Source organism: Bradyrhizobium sp. HKCCYLS2038 (assembly GCF_051167655.1).
Taxonomy (GTDB): Bacteria; Pseudomonadota; Alphaproteobacteria; order Rhizobiales; family Xanthobacteraceae; genus Bradyrhizobium.
The window spans coordinates 66,250-80,935 of record NZ_JBNPTM010000007.1; the positions used below are offsets into that span (position 1 = coordinate 66,250).

Consider the following 14,686-nt stretch of genomic DNA (forward strand, 5'->3'; position numbering starts at 1 on the left):
CACTGTGTTAATCAATAACCCGGCCGGCAAATTTTGCCTAGCGCGGCGCGAAAATTCCACCGCCTTCGCCGCATCGTTGCACGCCGCCGGTGCGCGCATCCATTCAAAAAAATCCACGGCGATCGCGACGTTGCGCACAAGTTGCAATTCATCGACGAGCGGCTTTTTCACCCGCGATGCGCATGATGAAAACGCGCACATCGATGCGAAAAATTTTCCGGGTTAAGTCCATTTTTACTTTGCCACGCCAATGTGTGGCCAGTCGGTTGTTAGGTCCCGCGTCGCCGACAGCGTCGCCTGAGTCAGAGTTCTTGAGTCATGGTTGAGTCGCGTCGCGGGGCGTCTGCAAGGGCGCCCCGCACTAAATTTCAGGCTCTTGAAGAGCACCGCATCATCGTCGGCGACTGCGTCGCCGAGATGTCGAAACTGCCAGGTGCATCCGTCGACCTGGTGTTTGCAGATCCGCCCTACAATCTGCAGCTCAAGGGTGAGCTCAAGCGTCCCGACGAATCGCAGGTCGATGCCGTCAACGACGATTGGGACAAGTTCTCCTCGTTCGCCGCCTATGACGACTTCACGCGCGCCTGGCTGCTCGCCGCGCGCCGCGCGATGAAGCCGAGCGCGACGATCTGGGTGATCGGCTCCTATCACAACATCTTCCGCGTCGGCGCGATCATGCAGGATCTCGGCTTCTGGATCCTCAACGACATCGTGTGGCGCAAGTCCAACCCGATGCCGAACTTCCGCGGCCGCCGCTTCACCAACGCCCACGAGACGATGATCTGGGCGGCGCGCGACCAGAAGGCGAAGGGCTACACCTTCAACTACGAATCGCTGAAGGCCTCCAACGAGGACGTTCAGGCGCGCTCCGACTGGCTGATCCCGCTGTGCACCGGCGAGGAGCGGCTGAAGGACGGCGGCGGCAAGAAGATTCATCCGACGCAGAAGCCGGAAGGCCTGCTGGCGCGGGTGCTGCTGTCCTCCTCGAAGCAGGGCGATCTGGTGATCGACCCGTTCAACGGCACGGGCACCACCGGCGCCGTGGCAAAACGCCTAGGCCGCCGCTACATCGGCTTCGAGCGCGACAAGGTCTATGCCGAAGCGGCAGAACGACGCATCGCGGCGGTCGAGCCGCTGCCGGAAGCCACGCTCGCCCCGTTCATGACGGCGCGCGAGGCGCCGCGGGTCGCGTTCTCGGAATTGATCGAGCGCGGCATGATCGCGCCCGGCGCCAAGCTCGTCGATTCCAAGCGGCGCCACGGCGCGCTGGTGCGCGCCGATGGAGCCATCATGCTCGGCGACAAGGTCGGCTCGATCCATCGCATCGGCGCGGTGGCCCAAGGGCTGCCGGCCTGCAACGGCTGGACGTTCTGGCACGTCGAGACCAAGGGCGGGCTCAAGCTGATCGACGAGCTGCGCGCCGAGATCCGCTCCGAGATGACCGCCGCCTGACGTCTACGACTTGCGGCGGCCCTGCCCGGAATAGCGGGCCAGCAGATCCTCGACCTCATACTGGTCGTCGTAGCGCTCGTCGTCGCGCGGCACGACCGAGACCTGCGAGGCGCGCTGCGCCGGCTGCTCGCGGCGCCTCGACATCTCTTGATAAAGACTGCCGACCGGCGGCAGGTGCATGTGATCGAGCTCCGGCTCCGCCGGCCAGCGCGACATGCGGCGCGTGGCGACCGGCTCGATCCGCAACTGCCGCCTGGCACGGGCCCGCGCAAGCAGGACGCTGATCGAGAAGCCGGCGACCGCGACCGCGGCGAGAAACGCCAACAGCCGCGTGCGCGCCGCATCGTCGCTGAAGCCGCCGACCGGCGCTACGGGCATCGCTTCGGCCACGGTCTGCGATGCCGCGACCGGCGCGGCTGTTTCCGACGACGGCGCAACATCACTCGATGCTGCAGCAAGCGTAATGGACGTCGAGCGCGGCGCCGGAGCAGGCTTTGCCTGCAGGGTGTCGGACGTATCCGGCCAACGCGTCGCAACTGCGGATTCGCTCGCGACGGCATCGGCTTCATCGACCACGGGCGCCGAGGTCAGCGGCTCGGCACTCGCAGCGGCCATCGCGGCGGACGGCGAGGCAGCGGTCGCGCCAAGTGCGGCGATCGGAGGAAACAGCACCGTTGATCGCGCCGCAGCGCTCGGGATCGACGGCGACGGCTTCACCTCGTCCGCCGCCCGATTGGGCGGTGACTGAATTTCTGCATGCGCATCGGCCGCCGATGACGACAGCGGCTCACGCGCCCGATGCGACGCCAGCTTGCGCATGGTGAGCGAGGCGCCGTGCGTGCCGCGGTCGTCGCCAAGATACCAGCACTGCTTCTTCGTCGTGCGATCGACGCGATAGAACCAATGCTTGCCCGCCGGCGTCCCCGCAGGCTTCGCCAGGCATTCGTCAGCAGCTGATGCCGGTGAAAACTCGATTGTCACCGCAGCCGCTCCCGCCAGCGCGACAGCTGCAACACACGGCAACAAATTCGCCGTTCGATTCGTCATCAGACCTCCGACGATTCAACGCCCCCGATGCGCCGTTTCGGCGATGACTACGTTCGGAATAAGGCTGCAGAGGTTCCATTTGTCGAAACAATGTTAGAACAGCGGTCGGCTTTGGATGCCTTCTAATTATTTGGAGCTGTTTTGTCGCAGCAACACGGTGCGTTAGCCCGCCATGTGATCGCTTTACATGCAGCATCGCATTATCAACAACACGCGGATGTGAGACGGTGAGCACAGGAAAATTATGCACGCCAATCATCGCAAGCAGCGTGTCGGGCACGAAGATCAACAACCGCGACGCCTATATTCAACCTTTGAGCTACAAGTCAGGAAATGCCCGCGCCAAGGTTGATAGTTCGCCATCTCGGACGCGACAGCGCGTTCGAATCACGCGCGAGCATCGCACCCGCATTGCGCATCCAGATCAGCGCGCGCGATAGACACTGCCCTTGCTCTCACCCGTCTCCTCCACGATGACGCAGGAGTGGCCGGGATGGCCGTCCGGCTAAGGCGTGCCCTTGATGAGCAGGAAGGTCACCGAATGCGCGCCGTGCAGTCCGGCGGGAAAGCGAGTCTTGCTGCGCACGATGTACTCGCCGCCGCTGCGGTGATCATCGATTTACCGAGCGGCACCGTCGCGACCGGCGGCCGCCTGCTTCAGCATCTTCGGCAGGGCCTTCTCGACCAGCTCGCGCGTATAGGGTTTCTGGATCACCGGCGCGTCGGCAAGCTCCGCAGGGATCGGCGCGCGCTCGCCATAGCCGGTGGCGAACATGAAGGGCACGTCGAGCTCCTTCAGCCTGTGCCCGACCGCGAGGCTGCTCTCCGCGCCGAGGTTGATGTCGAGCAGCGCGAAGCTTGGCACAGCGCGTTCGATCGACTTCAATGCCTGGTTGACCGAGGCCGCCGTATCGACATGCCGCGCGCCGAGCTCCAGCAGGATGACCTCGGCGCCCATCGCGATGATCAGATTGTCCTCGACGATCAGCACGGTGCCGGAGAGGCGCGGCATCTGCTCCTCCTTCGCGTGCTGACGCGAAGGAGCGCCGGTCAGCGCCGGCACCATCTGCACAAAATTTGCGGGGATGACGAAGCGCGCCTGCACGCCGAGCAGGTCGAAGCGGATTTCGGCGTCGCCCTTCAGATCGAACGGCACCGAGCGCTCGATGATGGTGGTGCCGAAGCCGCGCCGCGACGGCGGCTGCACCGGCGGCCCGCCGCTCTCCTTCCAGTCGATCACGAGGCTCGACGCCGGATCCAGTCGCCAGATCACCTGGACCTGTCCGGTGGAATCCGCGAGCGCACCATACTTTGCGGAGTTGGTCATCATCTCGTGCACGACGAGCGCGAGCGTTGCGAACGCCTTGGGGTCGAGCGCAACGTCCGGCCCCTCCATCCGCACCCGTCCCGCGCGCGAGCCGAGATAGGCGCCCGCTTCCGATTCGAGCAGATGGCGCAACGCCACCGGCGCCCAGTTCAGGTTCGTGATCTGGTCATGCGCACGCGCCAGCGCCTGGATGCGGCCGCCCAGCACCGCGGCAAACTCCTCCACCGAGGTCGCGGTGTCCTTGCTCTGCGCCACCAGGCCGCGCACCAGGCTCAGAATGTTGCGGACGCGGTGGTTGAGCTCGGCAATCATCAGCTCCTGCCGCTCCTGCGCACCGCGACGCTCGCGCGCGGCGAGCTCCGACAGTTGCAGGATCACCTCCAGCAGCGTGACACGCAGGCTCTCGGCAATGCGCAGGTCCGCCGCGGTCCACGTCGTCGACTGGCCCGCCACCGTCTGCTGCCACAACTCGAAGCTCTTGCGCGGCGTCAACCGGGCACCGAGCGGACCTTCGGCATAGGTCTTGTTGGGATCGCCCGCCCAGTTCACCGAGCGCAGCACCTCGCGGCGAAAGAAGATCAGGCAGTCGCGCGGCGTCCGCGAGATCGGGATCGCCAGGAATCCGGCGGCGCGATCGCGGAACGATTCGCCCGCGGCATAGATCCTGGCGATCTCGGCACTGGCGCAGATCCGTCCGGGCGAGGTGCGGTTGATGAAGCCGACGAGGTCCTGCACTTCCCGCTCGGTCGGCGTCTCGCCATGGAGCGTGATCTCGTCGTCGGACCACACCGCAATGCCATCGCATTCGATCATCTGCCGATAGTCGGCGACGAATTCGAGGATGGCGCGCTTGCTGTGGGCCTGCGCGGCCGCGCGCTCGATCAGCCGCTCCTGGATCTGATGCGCGCGCGTCTCGTAGGCAACGTCGGTCTCGCGCTCGCGCGCCTCGAGCAGCCAGGAATACATCTGGCCGAACAGCTCCGCGGCGGTGCGCTTCTCGAACGACAGATGCAGCGGCGAATAATGATGGCAGGCGAACAGGCCCCACAGCTTGCCGTCGCGCAGAATGGACACCGACATCGACGCGGCCACGCCCATGTTGCGCAGATATTCGATGTGGATCGGCGAGACCGCGCGCAGCACGCTCATCGACAGGTCGAGGAGGCCTGCATTGTGCGTGGGCGTCGACGTTAGCGGCGCCGGGGAGGCATTGATGTCGGCGATGATGCGCAGCCAGTTGCGCTGGTAGAGCTGGCGGGCCTGTCGCGGAATGTCGGAGGCGGGATAATGCAGCCCCAGAAACGGCTCGAGGCCGGAGCCTGCCGTCTCGGCGATCACCTCGCCCGAGCCGTCCGGGTGAAAGCGATAGACCATGACGCGGTCGAAGCCGGTGAGCAGCTTGAGCTGCCGCGCAGCCTCCTGCGCAAGGTCGATCGTGCCCGTCGTCTTGCGGATGCGGCCGAGCATCAGCCGCACCAGCTCGCCCGAATTGACGCCTGGCTCGACCATGCTCGGCTCGGCCTCGACGATCAGATACGCTCCGGAGAAATGGATGGCGAGATCGAACAGTCGGCCGTTGCCGAGCAGATCGATGCCGAACACGCGCTCGACCGCGTCAGGACCGCTCAAATAGTCGACGCGCACGCGGATCGCTGCAACCGCGGGCTCCGACAGCAGGGCTGCGATCGGCCGGTTCAGAATCGAGGCGAGATCGGCACCGAGATAGTCGGGCGCGTTCTCCGAGGCCATGCAGATCGTGAAGTCCGAGACCAGCGCCAGCAGGAAGCCGAATGGCTGCACGTGGCCGGGAACGTGGATCGGCTCGCGGTCGCAATTGGTGAGATTGACCGGCTCGTTGGTCATCATGCGCTCGCCACCGCTCCAGCAAACAGCGCGAACGCGTCGAGCGCACTCTCCATCATCAGGATCTCGTCATCCGCGGTCGTGGGCTCGCGTGACAGCTGAGACAGGAAACTTTGCCAGAGCCCTGCGCCGGCGCCATGACGGAGATAACGCGTGGCTCGCCGCACCCGCGGGTCGGCCGATGCGGCAACGATGCGCAACAGATAGGCCGCGCCCAGCCGCGATCCTTCGAGAACATAGAGCGTGCCGAAGATGAAGGCGCGATCGCGCCGTGCGAGCGGCAGGCTCATCGGACGCGCCACGCCGTCGAGTTCGCCGAGATCGGCCATGATCGCGGACGAGCGCCGCCTCAGGAACCAATCGTCGATATGGCCGGCGACCCCCGCCTGCTCGAGCGCGGCCTCCAGCGGCAGCAGCGCAGCGGCACTGGCTTGCAGAAAGCGGCGATAGTGGACCGTCGTAGTGAGATCGAACTGGCAGAGCCGCTCATCCAGCGCATGATGCGCGCCGGCGGTGGCGAGCTTCAATCTGTGGCGGATCCCCTCGGTGCTAAGGGCAAAAGGCGGGTCGTCGGAAATAGCAGCCAGCGGCATCGAGGGGCCCACAAAAAAGAGAGCGGCCGCAGGCGCGCGACGGCTCCAGTAAACGCCGATCGACGACTCTGGTTCCGGCTCGCTTCCCGTGTTTTCCATGCGATGGCCAGGGCGAGAGATGGAGGTCCAGCGCGTCGCTCCGTCTCGCTTGGTCGTTGATTCCATCTTCCCCGTCAGCCCTGGCGATCGCATAAGCCGGCTGAAGTTTTACGTCCGTCTGCCTCCACATCGTCATGGCCGGGCTTGTCCCGGCCATCCACGTCGTTCGTCATCCTGGGAACGGCGTGGATACCCGGGACAAGCCCGGGCATGACGGAGTAACTAATTGGCAGGGTTAACCTTCCTGAGAGCCCGAAGCGGTATATGCGACAGCCCTCCCGTCAGCCCTCCGACACCGTCTAGGGTGGGCCGAGCACGTTTTCGATCAGGAGCGTGTCGCAATATTCGACCCATTCCGTGATCAGTCCGTTCTCGAGCCGTAGCACGTTGCAATAGCTGTTGTCGTAGGCGCGTCCATCCGCAGTCGTGTTGCGGCCGCGGGCTTGCACGACGACGTGATCGCCTTCCGCGATCAGCCGGAGCGGGATCGTCGTGATCCGGCCGAGCCGGGCCCGCAGCGGCGCGAACAATTCGACGAGAACCGTCTCCTTGCCGTCATAGCTGCGCGACCACGAGCCGCTGCCCATGATGACGAAGCGAAACGCGTCGGACAGATGCGCCAGCAGCGGCTGCGGATTGCTCTTGGCCAGCTCGTCGAACACGTGCTGGACGATCTGCTTGTTCTGTTCACTCGTCATGCCCGCATCGCTCATCGGTAATTCTCCTTCGATCCTGTGACGTCGGCATCAGCCGGCTTGCCTGAGCGAGGGCGGAAACGGCCCGAGCACCGCTTCCGTCAGCGCCGAGTCGCAATACTCCCGGATCTCCACGATGCGCGCCCCGCGCAATCGATAGATCAGGCAGTAGTCGTTGTCGTACGCCCGCCCGTCCCTGGTACGCATCGCGCCCTTGGCTTCGACCACGACGATGTCATCCTCGGCGATGAAGCGGAGCGGAACGGCGCGGCGGCCGTCCGCCAGAAGGCTGGCGAGATGACCATGGAGATTGCGCAGCAGCGCCTCCTTGCCCCTGATCGTCTGCGACCATGAATATTGTCCGGTGATCACCATCGTGACGTCGTCGGCGATCGCCGCGACATAGGCCGCGCGGTCACCCGCGGCCGCCGCCGCGAGCAGATCCTGCATCAACCGCTTGTTGGCGCTGGCGCTCATGACATCGTTCCTCCTGAACTCTCGGTGCGAGCAGAACGAGCTTGAGCCAAGTCACAGCATTCTTCCAATCGATATCGAATATGATATCTATTCACTGTATGAATTTAGCCGCGCTCGATCTCAACCTGCTGGTCGCGCTCGACGCGCTGCTCCGCGAGAGCAGCGTCAGCCGGGCCGCACTGCGGATCGGCCTGTCGCAGCCGGCCACCAGCCACGCGCTGCAGCGGCTGCGCGAGCTGCTCGGCGATCCGCTGCTGGTGCGGACCGGTGCACGCATGGAGCCGACACCCCGCGCGCTCGCGCTGCAGGCGCCGCTGGCGCAGGCGCTGGACCAGGTGCGCGGCCTGTTCACGCCGGATGTCTTCGATTCCAGCCGCAGCGAACGCCAGTTCCGGCTGATGATGCCTGATCTGGCGGTCGAGCTGCTGATGCCGTCCTTGATGGCCAAGGTGACGCGGTCAGCCCCCCATGTCCGCATCGACGTGGTGCCGTGGCGGGGACCTGCGATCTTCCACGCCGAGTTCGCCCGCACCATCGACATGGTGATCTCGATCGGCAACGCCTTCAAAGGCTTTCACCGCCAGTTGCTCTACACCGACAGCGATGCACTTGCGGTCCGCCGCGGCCATCCTGCAACCAGGCGGCTGAGCCGGCGCGACGGCTTTCTCGCCGCCCGGCATGTCGCCGTGGTTCTGCGCGGCCAGAGCGAGGACCTGATCGACAACTGGTTGCGCAGCAAGGGCTGGGAGCGGCGAATCGCGCTGGTGGTACCGAGCTACATCGAGGCGCTGCACGTCGCTGCGCGCACCGATCTCGTCGCCTTCGTGCCGCGCCGGCTGATCGCGGCGCTGGCCCGGCCGTTGTCGCTGTCGACCGTCGCGCCGCCGCTCGATCCCGGTCTCGACGAGCAATACATGTTCTATCCGACGCGGGCGCAGGTCGAGCCGGGTTCGATCTGGCTGCGCAACCTGATGCTGGAGACCGGCCGTGAACTCGGCGGCGCGGCTGCGCGTGCGACGAAGGGCAGATGAGCGGACGATGCGGGCCTGCTCGGGAGCCCGCATGCCGCTGACGACATCGTCAGGCCGCGAGCTCGGCAAACGCCTTCTGCACCGCCGGCCGCTCCGACATGCGTTTGAAGTGGTCGGCGACCTTCGGGAAGGCGTTGATGTCGACGCTGTCGCCTTCGAGCCATTGCGCGATCGTGAACAGATACGGATCGCAGATCGTATACTGCTCGCCCATCACCCAGGGGCCGCGCAGCATCTTCTGCTCGATCAGCGCGAAGCACGCGCCCATCGTCTCCGGCACCTTCCGCTTCATGTCGGCGAAGGAGGATTCTTCGGTGGCCCAGCGGTAGCCGCGCATCTTGTGCGCGTGGGCGATGTGGACGGTCGAGCAGAGATAGCTGGTGAACGACTGCACCTCGGCGAAGGCGAAGATGTCGTCGAGCGGCGCCAGACGCGCCTCCGGGAAGCGCTGCGCGACATAGGCCAGCATCGCCGGCGTCTCGGTCAGGATGCCCTGCTCCGTCACCAGCGCCGGCACCCGTCCCTTGGGATTGATCGCGAGATACTCCGGACTGGTCTGCTGGCTGGTCTTGAAGCTGAGCTTCTCGACCGCGTAGGAAGCGTCGGTCTCGGCGAGTGCAATGTGGGAGGCGAGCGCGCAGGTACCCGGCGCGACATAGAGCTTGAGCATGGTGTTCCCCGGATGAAACGAGCTGCGAACCTAGCGGCAGCGGCATCGGCCGTCCATCCGGCTTGTCCGGGGAACACGTCCGCGCGGCCAGCATGCGCTGGCCGTCGCGGGAAGCGGGGTCAGTCAGCCTCCGGTCAGATCGGCGCTACGTCCATGGTATGCACCGCCGTCGGATAGTAGCGGAAGCCGTCGCCGAGCTTGCCGATGTGGCCGATGCCCGGCCACGGGAAGTGATAGCCGAGAATACGCGTGCGGTTCGCCGCGAGCATGTCGAGCACGCGCACGCGGGTCTTGGCGGCCTGCTTCGGATCGGTGTCGTAGGCGAACTCGATCAGCGGCTTCTCGATCAGCAGCACCGGATGATGCGAGATGTCGCCGATATAGGCGAGCTGATCCTTGCCGGACTGGATCAGGAAGATGGTGTGCCCGACCGTGTGGCCCGGCGTGAACATCGCCTGCACGCCCGGCAGGAACTCCTGGCCGTCCTTCAAGAAGGTGATGCGGTCCTTGACCGGCAGGAGATTGCGCACCGCCTGCTCATAGAAGGGCTTGTAGTTGGGGCCGACCTTGGCCTCGTCGGTCCAGAAGGTGAAGTCGGCCTCGGAGATGAACAGCTCGGCATTCGGGAAGCTCGGCTTGCCGTCCGGCCCTACCACGCCGCCGCAATGGTCGATGTGCGCGTGCGTCATCACCAGCGCATCGACGTCCTTCGCCTCGATGCCAGCCTGCTTCAAGGTCATCAGCATCTTGCCGGTGGTGTCGCCGAACAGTTTCGAGACGCCCATGCCGTTGTCGAAGATGATGATCTTGTCGCCGGTGTTGAGCACCAGGATGTTCTGCTCGAGAGTTGCGGCGCCGACCGGCAGGAAATTGTTCGTCAGCATCGCGTCGAGCTCGCCGGGGGAAATGCCGAGGAACGCCGCATGGGGATCGCCGAGCGGCAGCACGCCGTCGGAGATGATGGTGGCCTCGGCCGTGCCGAGCTTGAAGCGAAAGAAGGTCGGTGCCTGCGTGTTCAGGAATGGGCCCTTGGCCAGGACGGGACTGACGAGTCCGGACAGTCCTGCCGCAGCGCCAAGACCGATCATCGAGCGACGTGAGAGTCCCGTAAGCTTTGCCATCTTTGCCTCCCTCTTACCAATCTGTTTCTTGCTCGCGTTGGTCCGAGCTGCTGCCTTCGATATCGTGACTCCACGATCACCCGACGCTCTCTTCTCCAAGAACACGCCGCTCATGGCCATGTGCAGCCCCGGCTTCCAAGCTGACTCGTCATGGTGAGGAGGCGCGCAGCGCCGTCTCGAACCCATGAGGCCCCAGCGCGGGCCTCGCCCTTCGAGACGCCCGCCTGCGGCGGGCTCCTCAGGTGAGGAGCAGCAGTCGACACCAATCCACCCGCTCAAAGAGCGTGAACTTCAAACACAATCTAAGATTATCTACATCCGCAAGGCAGTCGCAACGTAAAAGAACGTCGGAACGAAAGGAATCAGCGCTGCAGTCGCGAACTCCGCCGCAGCGCGCGAGCGACGGAACAAGCGAAGCTTCCCCTTCTGAAAAAAATAAAAACCTTGCGCTTTATCGGAATCCATGATTGTCTCTCGCCATCCCGCCTCGAGCAGAGGGACGTTGCGCGCGATCGTCACGACACGTGAGGCGGGGAGCGATGGCCGCATGGTGCCGCAGCGTGTCCAGTTGGATGCGCCGACGAACGGCAGCGTGCGGACGTGAAATCGCAGCGTGCTGGCACCCCGAAGCTGGTGTCCCGCGCAGTGCGCAAGCATTGTCGCGAATGGTGGCCAACAAGCCGGCGCACCAGGCAGACTGCGTATAAGCGTGAATACCATCGCGCAGGGAATGCCGGCTGTGTTCGGCTGAACCTGTGGTACCTGCCGCCTGCATTCTTTTCGCAGGCGGGCCATGGGTGCGGCCAGCATCCGGCATTCCCTGCGCCCTCTGCGTTTGCAGGGGGACGAGCGATCGCAAGCCTCGGGCATGCTATGCCGCGAGAATGCGAATTCATGCTCATCGTCTCTCTATCTTCATCATTGATGCAACTCTTAGTCGCTGATGCAAGCCGCTGTTTGAACCGTGAATACGCCTCATCCTCCGCTGTCGATGAGGAAAGTAGCAGCAACAGATCGCTGAGCGCACCTGCCCGCCCCCGTTTCGAGGTTGAGCGTCGCGTTGCTTGGCGAGTGCCTTTACTTGCCCAGCACCTTCACCGCCTCCATCGGCCGCGCACTGGAGCTGGCGGTTGCGAGCAGCGTACCGCCGCCGTCCATGAGACGTCCCTCGACGAAGGCGACGGTCTTGCCGAGCTGAAGCACCCGCGCCTCGCCGACCATCGGTCCAGGTTTTGCCGGCGTCAGAAAGTTGACGGTCATACTGACCGTCGCCGTGTAAAGCCGGCCCTCGGTCTTGATGAAGACAGCAGGTCCCATCGTATCGTCGAGCATCGATGCGAGGATGCCGCCCTGGATGAAGCCGGCGGGGTTACAGAACTCCGGCTTGCCATCGAAGCCAATCTTGATCCAGCCGTCAGCCGGCCGGGCGTCGATCAGCCGCCAGCCGAGCAATATGGCGCAGGGCGGCGGAGCGAGCGTGTCGAGTGCGGTCGAGATCATGGACGCCTCCTGTGAGCGCCCGCTTCTTAGATCGCCTCTGCTGCCAGCCCTGTGTCAGCAGCCACGCCTCACTCCCCGAGCCCATGCGCAACCACCTTGCGCATCACGTTTGGCAGCGCCTCGCCTTCGAGGGTGGCGATTGGCACCCAGCGCATGCCGTCAGGAGCGCGCGCGCGGCCCGAGACCTTGGCGGTGTAGACCACGAGCTCCAGCGGAAAATGCGTGAAGACATGGGTGACGACGCCGAGCTTGCGATGCCAGCTCTTCACGCCAGCCAGTTCCGGCGCCTGCGCCAACGCCTCCGCATCCTCCTGGCCGGCCAGCCACTCCGAGCCGGGGACCTCGGTCATGCCGCCGAGCAGGCCCTTCGCGGGGCGCGAGCGCACCAGCAGTTCTTCGCCTCTGACGACCACGAACGCGGCACCGCGTCTGAGTGCGCCGGTCTTCTTCGCGGCCTTGCGCGGGAACGTGTCCTGGTCGCCGCGTTCGCGCGCCGCGCAATTCTCGTTCAGCGGACAGAGCGCGCAGGCCGGCTTCTTCGGCGTGCAGATGCCGGCGCCGAGATCCATCAGCGCCTGGGCGCTGTCGCCGGCGCGCGAGGGTCCAAGCAGGGTCGCCGCCAGCGCCTGGATCTGCGGCTTGGCCTGCGGCAGCGCCTCCTCCACCGCGAACAGCCGTGTCGTCACGCGCTCGATGTTGCCGTCGACGGGCATTGTTTGTCGATCGAACGCGATCGCCGCAATCGCCGCTGCGGTGTACGGGCCGATGCCGGGCAGCTTGCGCAGCCCCTCCTCCGTATCCGGAAACACCCCGCCATGCTCGCGCATCACGGTGACGGCGCAGGCGTGCAGGTTGCGCGCCCGCGAATAGTAGCCGAGCCCGGCCCACATCCTGAGCACGTCGTCGAGCTCTGCGCTGCCGAGCGCCGTGACATCCGGCCAGCGCGCGACGAACTTCTCGAAATACGGCCCGACCGCCTTCACCGTCGTCTGCTGCAGCATGATCTCCGACAGCCAGACCCGATATGGGTCGGAGCGATGCCCCGCCGGCGCCCGCCACGGCAGCCGCCGGCGGTGGCGGTCGTACCAGGCGAGCAGCTGCGCCGGGCGCTCGGCGGCTGGATCAATCCGCTGTTGGTTCTTGCGCTTGGAAGGAAGGGCTGATGACACCATTGGCTTAATCTAGTACGTCAGGAGCGATCGTCGCCCGCGGAACAGCGGTCTCGTCCACGGCTTTCTTCGCGCCGGACCGACGACCGCACCACGAGACCCGTTCATCATGGCAAAGCCCGGCCGCCTCACCGCAAAGCCTCTGTCGCTGATGATGGGCGACGTGCTGTCGGCCGCGTATGCCAAGCAGGGGTTTGCCGCGCGCGAGCTCGTCACGCGCTGGCCGGAGATCGCCGGGCGCGACATCGCCGAGCATGCACAGCCGCTGAAAATGCAATGGCCGCGGCCGGTCGAGGGCCAGCCGCAGGAGCCGGCGACCTTGATCCTGCGCGTCGAGGGGCCGATGGCGCTGGAGATCCAGCATTCGTCCGATGTGATCCTGGAGCGGGTCAACCGGTTCTTCGGCTGGCACGCGGTGGGCAAGCTGGCGCTGCGACAGGGCCCGCTGACCCGCCCGCCGGTGAAGCGCCGCCCGCCCCCGCCCGATCCGAAGTCGGTGGCGAAGGTCGCCTCGACCCTGACGGCGATCGAGGACGACGCGTTGCGCGACGCACTCGCCCGTCTCGGCGCTGCCATCAAGCGAAATTGACGCTTCGCCTTTGATCCCGCTTTGCGGCCCGGCATTGCCTCAGACCGGGTTTCAAGCTAGCGAAAAGCCAAGTTAAGCCACGTTACGAGCGTTTCAGGCGCCAGATGCGCCCATTCCGGAGCAGAGCCTTGATCATCACCCGCCGCGCCTTCACCGCTGCCCTGTCGCTGACCGGCCTCGCCGCGCTGGCCGGCTTTTCCCCGCTGCGGCTGATTTCGGACGCCCTGGCGCAGAGCGCCTCAGACGTGGCCAAGCCGCAGTCGCTGCCGGACATGGCGATCGGGCCGGCGGACGCTGCCGTCACCATCACCGAATACGCCTCGATGACCTGCCCGCATTGCGCGGCGTTCAACGCCACCGTGTTCCCGAAGCTGAAGGCCGAATACATCGATACCGGCAAGATCCGCTACATCTTCCGCGAGTTCCCGCTCGACATCAAAGCCGCCGCCGGGTCGATGCTGACGCGCTGCATCGCCAATGGCGACGCGCAGAAGTATTTTGCCGTTACCGACATGCTGTTCCGTTCGCAGAACGACTGGGTGGTCAAGAACACCACGGAGACTTTGACCCGGATCGGCAAGCAGGCCGGCCTCAGCCAGCAGCAGGTCGAAGCCTGCCTCAAGGACCAGGCGCTGCTCGACAAGATCGCCGCCGACCAGAAGTACGCCAGCGACATTCTCAAGGTTGATTCGACGCCGACCTTCTTCATCAACGGCGAGAAGATCAAAGGCGAGTCCTCGATCGAGGAGTTTCAGAAGCGCATCAACCCGCTTCTGAAGAGCTGATTCGAGTCAACCCGAAATCACTTGGGAATCACTTGGGACTCACTGAGTCCTGCAAGACACAGCGCGGCCCCTTCGTGGGGCCGCTTCTGTTTGTTGGGCTGATTGCCGCGAGAAAGCCTTGGAAAAGCAGGGCCGGCGGGTTGCCCCGGGGACCGGCCATCGCCATTGTCCCGCCCTCAGAATGGGGCGCAACGGCTATTCAGTCCACATTGACATTGCCTTCCATGGTATTGTCGGGGCTGTGAGATTCGTCTCCCGCCAACAGAGA

The 14,686-nt window shown here is 65.0% G+C and carries 15 protein-coding genes; 5 read left to right on the forward strand and 10 right to left on the reverse strand.

Annotated features, from left to right (window positions below; genetic code table 11):
• Positions 1–4 precede the first annotated feature (4 nt).
• Together ACQR1I_RS27905 and ACQR1I_RS27910 are read left to right on the forward strand one after the other, a co-directional pair.
• On the forward strand, positions 5–226 hold the full coding sequence (locus ACQR1I_RS27905; protein WP_434868530.1) for a hypothetical protein: 222 nt from the start codon (positions 5–7) through the stop codon (positions 224–226).
• Between the two features lie 92 nt (positions 227–318).
• Positions 319–1,452, forward strand: a complete 1,134-nt coding sequence (locus tag ACQR1I_RS27910; protein WP_434868531.1) for a site-specific DNA-methyltransferase — start codon at positions 319–321, stop codon at positions 1,450–1,452.
• Positions 1,453–1,455: 3 nt separating this feature from the next.
• On the opposite strand, the gene ACQR1I_RS27915 is transcribed toward ACQR1I_RS27910, so the two are convergent.
• The 5 genes from ACQR1I_RS27915 to ACQR1I_RS27935 all read right to left on the reverse strand — a co-directional run bounded on the left by ACQR1I_RS27915 (position 1,456) and on the right by ACQR1I_RS27935 (position 7,553).
• Positions 1,456–2,499, reverse strand: coding sequence for a hypothetical protein (locus tag ACQR1I_RS27915; RefSeq protein WP_434868532.1), 1,044 nt, complete (start codon positions 2,497–2,499; stop codon positions 1,456–1,458).
• Positions 2,500–3,118: 619 nt separating this feature from the next.
• A complete protein-coding gene (locus ACQR1I_RS27920) occupies positions 3,119–5,692 on the reverse strand; it encodes an HWE histidine kinase domain-containing protein (protein WP_434868533.1) in 2,574 nt (857 codons plus the stop codon).
• Entirely contained in the window at positions 5,689–6,447 is a 759-nt protein-coding gene (locus ACQR1I_RS27925; protein WP_434888853.1) for a biliverdin-producing heme oxygenase, read from the reverse strand. Before ACQR1I_RS27925 ends, ACQR1I_RS27920 begins: the two co-directional genes overlap by 4 nt.
• Positions 6,448–6,680: 233 nt before the next feature.
• Positions 6,681–7,094 carry a nuclear transport factor 2 family protein gene (locus ACQR1I_RS27930; RefSeq protein ID WP_434868535.1) on the reverse strand — a complete coding sequence of 138 codons (414 nt, stop codon included), beginning with the start codon at positions 7,092–7,094 and terminating at the stop codon, positions 6,681–6,683.
• A gap of 33 nt (positions 7,095–7,127) precedes the next feature.
• Complete coding sequence (locus ACQR1I_RS27935; RefSeq protein WP_434868536.1) at positions 7,128–7,553, reverse strand: nuclear transport factor 2 family protein; 426 nt, start codon at positions 7,551–7,553, stop codon at positions 7,128–7,130.
• 98 nt (positions 7,554–7,651) lie between these two features.
• Here ACQR1I_RS27935 and ACQR1I_RS27940 point away from each other — a divergent pair, with 98 nt between their 5' ends.
• Positions 7,652–8,584, forward strand: a complete 933-nt coding sequence (locus ACQR1I_RS27940) for a LysR family transcriptional regulator (RefSeq protein WP_434868537.1) — start codon at positions 7,652–7,654, stop codon at positions 8,582–8,584.
• A 49-nt stretch (positions 8,585–8,633) separates the two neighbouring features.
• On the opposite strand, the gene ACQR1I_RS27945 is transcribed toward ACQR1I_RS27940, so the two are convergent.
• The 5 genes from ACQR1I_RS27945 to mutY form a co-directional block, all read right to left on the reverse strand.
• Entirely contained in the window at positions 8,634–9,254 is a 621-nt protein-coding gene (locus ACQR1I_RS27945; RefSeq protein ID WP_434868538.1) for a glutathione S-transferase family protein, read from the reverse strand.
• Positions 9,255–9,388: 134 nt separating this feature from the next.
• Positions 9,389–10,375, reverse strand: a complete 987-nt coding sequence (locus ACQR1I_RS27950; RefSeq protein WP_434868539.1) for an MBL fold metallo-hydrolase — start codon at positions 10,373–10,375, stop codon at positions 9,389–9,391.
• Positions 10,376–10,687: 312 nt separating this feature from the next.
• Entirely contained in the window at positions 10,688–11,185 is a 498-nt protein-coding gene (locus ACQR1I_RS27955) for a hypothetical protein (RefSeq protein WP_434888854.1), read from the reverse strand.
• A 267-nt stretch (positions 11,186–11,452) separates the two neighbouring features.
• Positions 11,453–11,875 carry a PaaI family thioesterase gene (locus ACQR1I_RS27960; protein ID WP_434868541.1) on the reverse strand — a complete coding sequence of 141 codons (423 nt, stop codon included), beginning with the start codon at positions 11,873–11,875 and terminating at the stop codon, positions 11,453–11,455.
• Positions 11,876–11,943: 68 nt separating this feature from the next.
• A complete protein-coding gene (gene mutY / locus ACQR1I_RS27965; RefSeq protein ID WP_434868542.1) occupies positions 11,944–13,047 on the reverse strand; it encodes an A/G-specific adenine glycosylase in 1,104 nt (367 codons plus the stop codon).
• Between the two features lie 106 nt (positions 13,048–13,153).
• Between mutY and ACQR1I_RS27970 the strand changes: the two genes are divergently transcribed.
• Together ACQR1I_RS27970 and ACQR1I_RS27975 are read left to right on the forward strand one after the other, a co-directional pair.
• Positions 13,154–13,633 (forward strand): DUF721 domain-containing protein, encoded by a 480-nt coding sequence (locus ACQR1I_RS27970; RefSeq protein WP_434868543.1) that lies wholly within the window; start codon positions 13,154–13,156, stop codon positions 13,631–13,633.
• Positions 13,634–13,761: 128 nt separating this feature from the next.
• Positions 13,762–14,418 carry a DsbA family protein gene (locus tag ACQR1I_RS27975; RefSeq protein WP_434868544.1) on the forward strand — a complete coding sequence of 219 codons (657 nt, stop codon included), beginning with the start codon at positions 13,762–13,764 and terminating at the stop codon, positions 14,416–14,418.
• Positions 14,419–14,686 lie beyond the last annotated feature (268 nt).

Excerpts from the sequence above, each read along its gene's own strand:
- ACQR1I_RS27910 (WP_434868531.1), top strand. The coding sequence starts at position 319 with ATGGTTGAGTCGCGTCGCGGGGCGTCTGCAAGGGCGCCCCGCACTAAA.
- ACQR1I_RS27915 (WP_434868532.1), bottom strand. The coding sequence starts at position 2,499 with ATGACGAATCGAACGGCGAATTTGTTGCCGTGTGTTGCAGCTGTCGCG.
- ACQR1I_RS27920 (WP_434868533.1), bottom strand. The coding sequence starts at position 5,692 with ATGATGACCAACGAGCCGGTCAATCTCACCAATTGCGACCGCGAGCCG.
- ACQR1I_RS27925 (WP_434888853.1), bottom strand. The coding sequence starts at position 6,447 with ATGGAATCAACGACCAAGCGAGACGGAGCGACGCGCTGGACCTCCATC.
- ACQR1I_RS27930 (WP_434868535.1), bottom strand. The coding sequence starts at position 7,094 with ATGAGCGATGCGGGCATGACGAGTGAACAGAACAAGCAGATCGTCCAG.
- ACQR1I_RS27935 (WP_434868536.1), bottom strand. The coding sequence starts at position 7,553 with ATGAGCGCCAGCGCCAACAAGCGGTTGATGCAGGATCTGCTCGCGGCG.
- ACQR1I_RS27940 (WP_434868537.1), top strand. The coding sequence starts at position 7,652 with ATGAATTTAGCCGCGCTCGATCTCAACCTGCTGGTCGCGCTCGACGCG.
- ACQR1I_RS27945 (WP_434868538.1), bottom strand. The coding sequence starts at position 9,254 with ATGCTCAAGCTCTATGTCGCGCCGGGTACCTGCGCGCTCGCCTCCCAC.
- ACQR1I_RS27950 (WP_434868539.1), bottom strand. The coding sequence starts at position 10,375 with ATGGCAAAGCTTACGGGACTCTCACGTCGCTCGATGATCGGTCTTGGC.
- ACQR1I_RS27955 (WP_434888854.1), bottom strand. The coding sequence starts at position 11,185 with ATGCTGGCCGCACCCATGGCCCGCCTGCGAAAAGAATGCAGGCGGCAG.
- ACQR1I_RS27960 (WP_434868541.1), bottom strand. The coding sequence starts at position 11,875 with ATGATCTCGACCGCACTCGACACGCTCGCTCCGCCGCCCTGCGCCATA.
- mutY (WP_434868542.1), bottom strand. The coding sequence starts at position 13,047 with ATGGTGTCATCAGCCCTTCCTTCCAAGCGCAAGAACCAACAGCGGATT.
- ACQR1I_RS27970 (WP_434868543.1), top strand. The coding sequence starts at position 13,154 with ATGGCAAAGCCCGGCCGCCTCACCGCAAAGCCTCTGTCGCTGATGATG.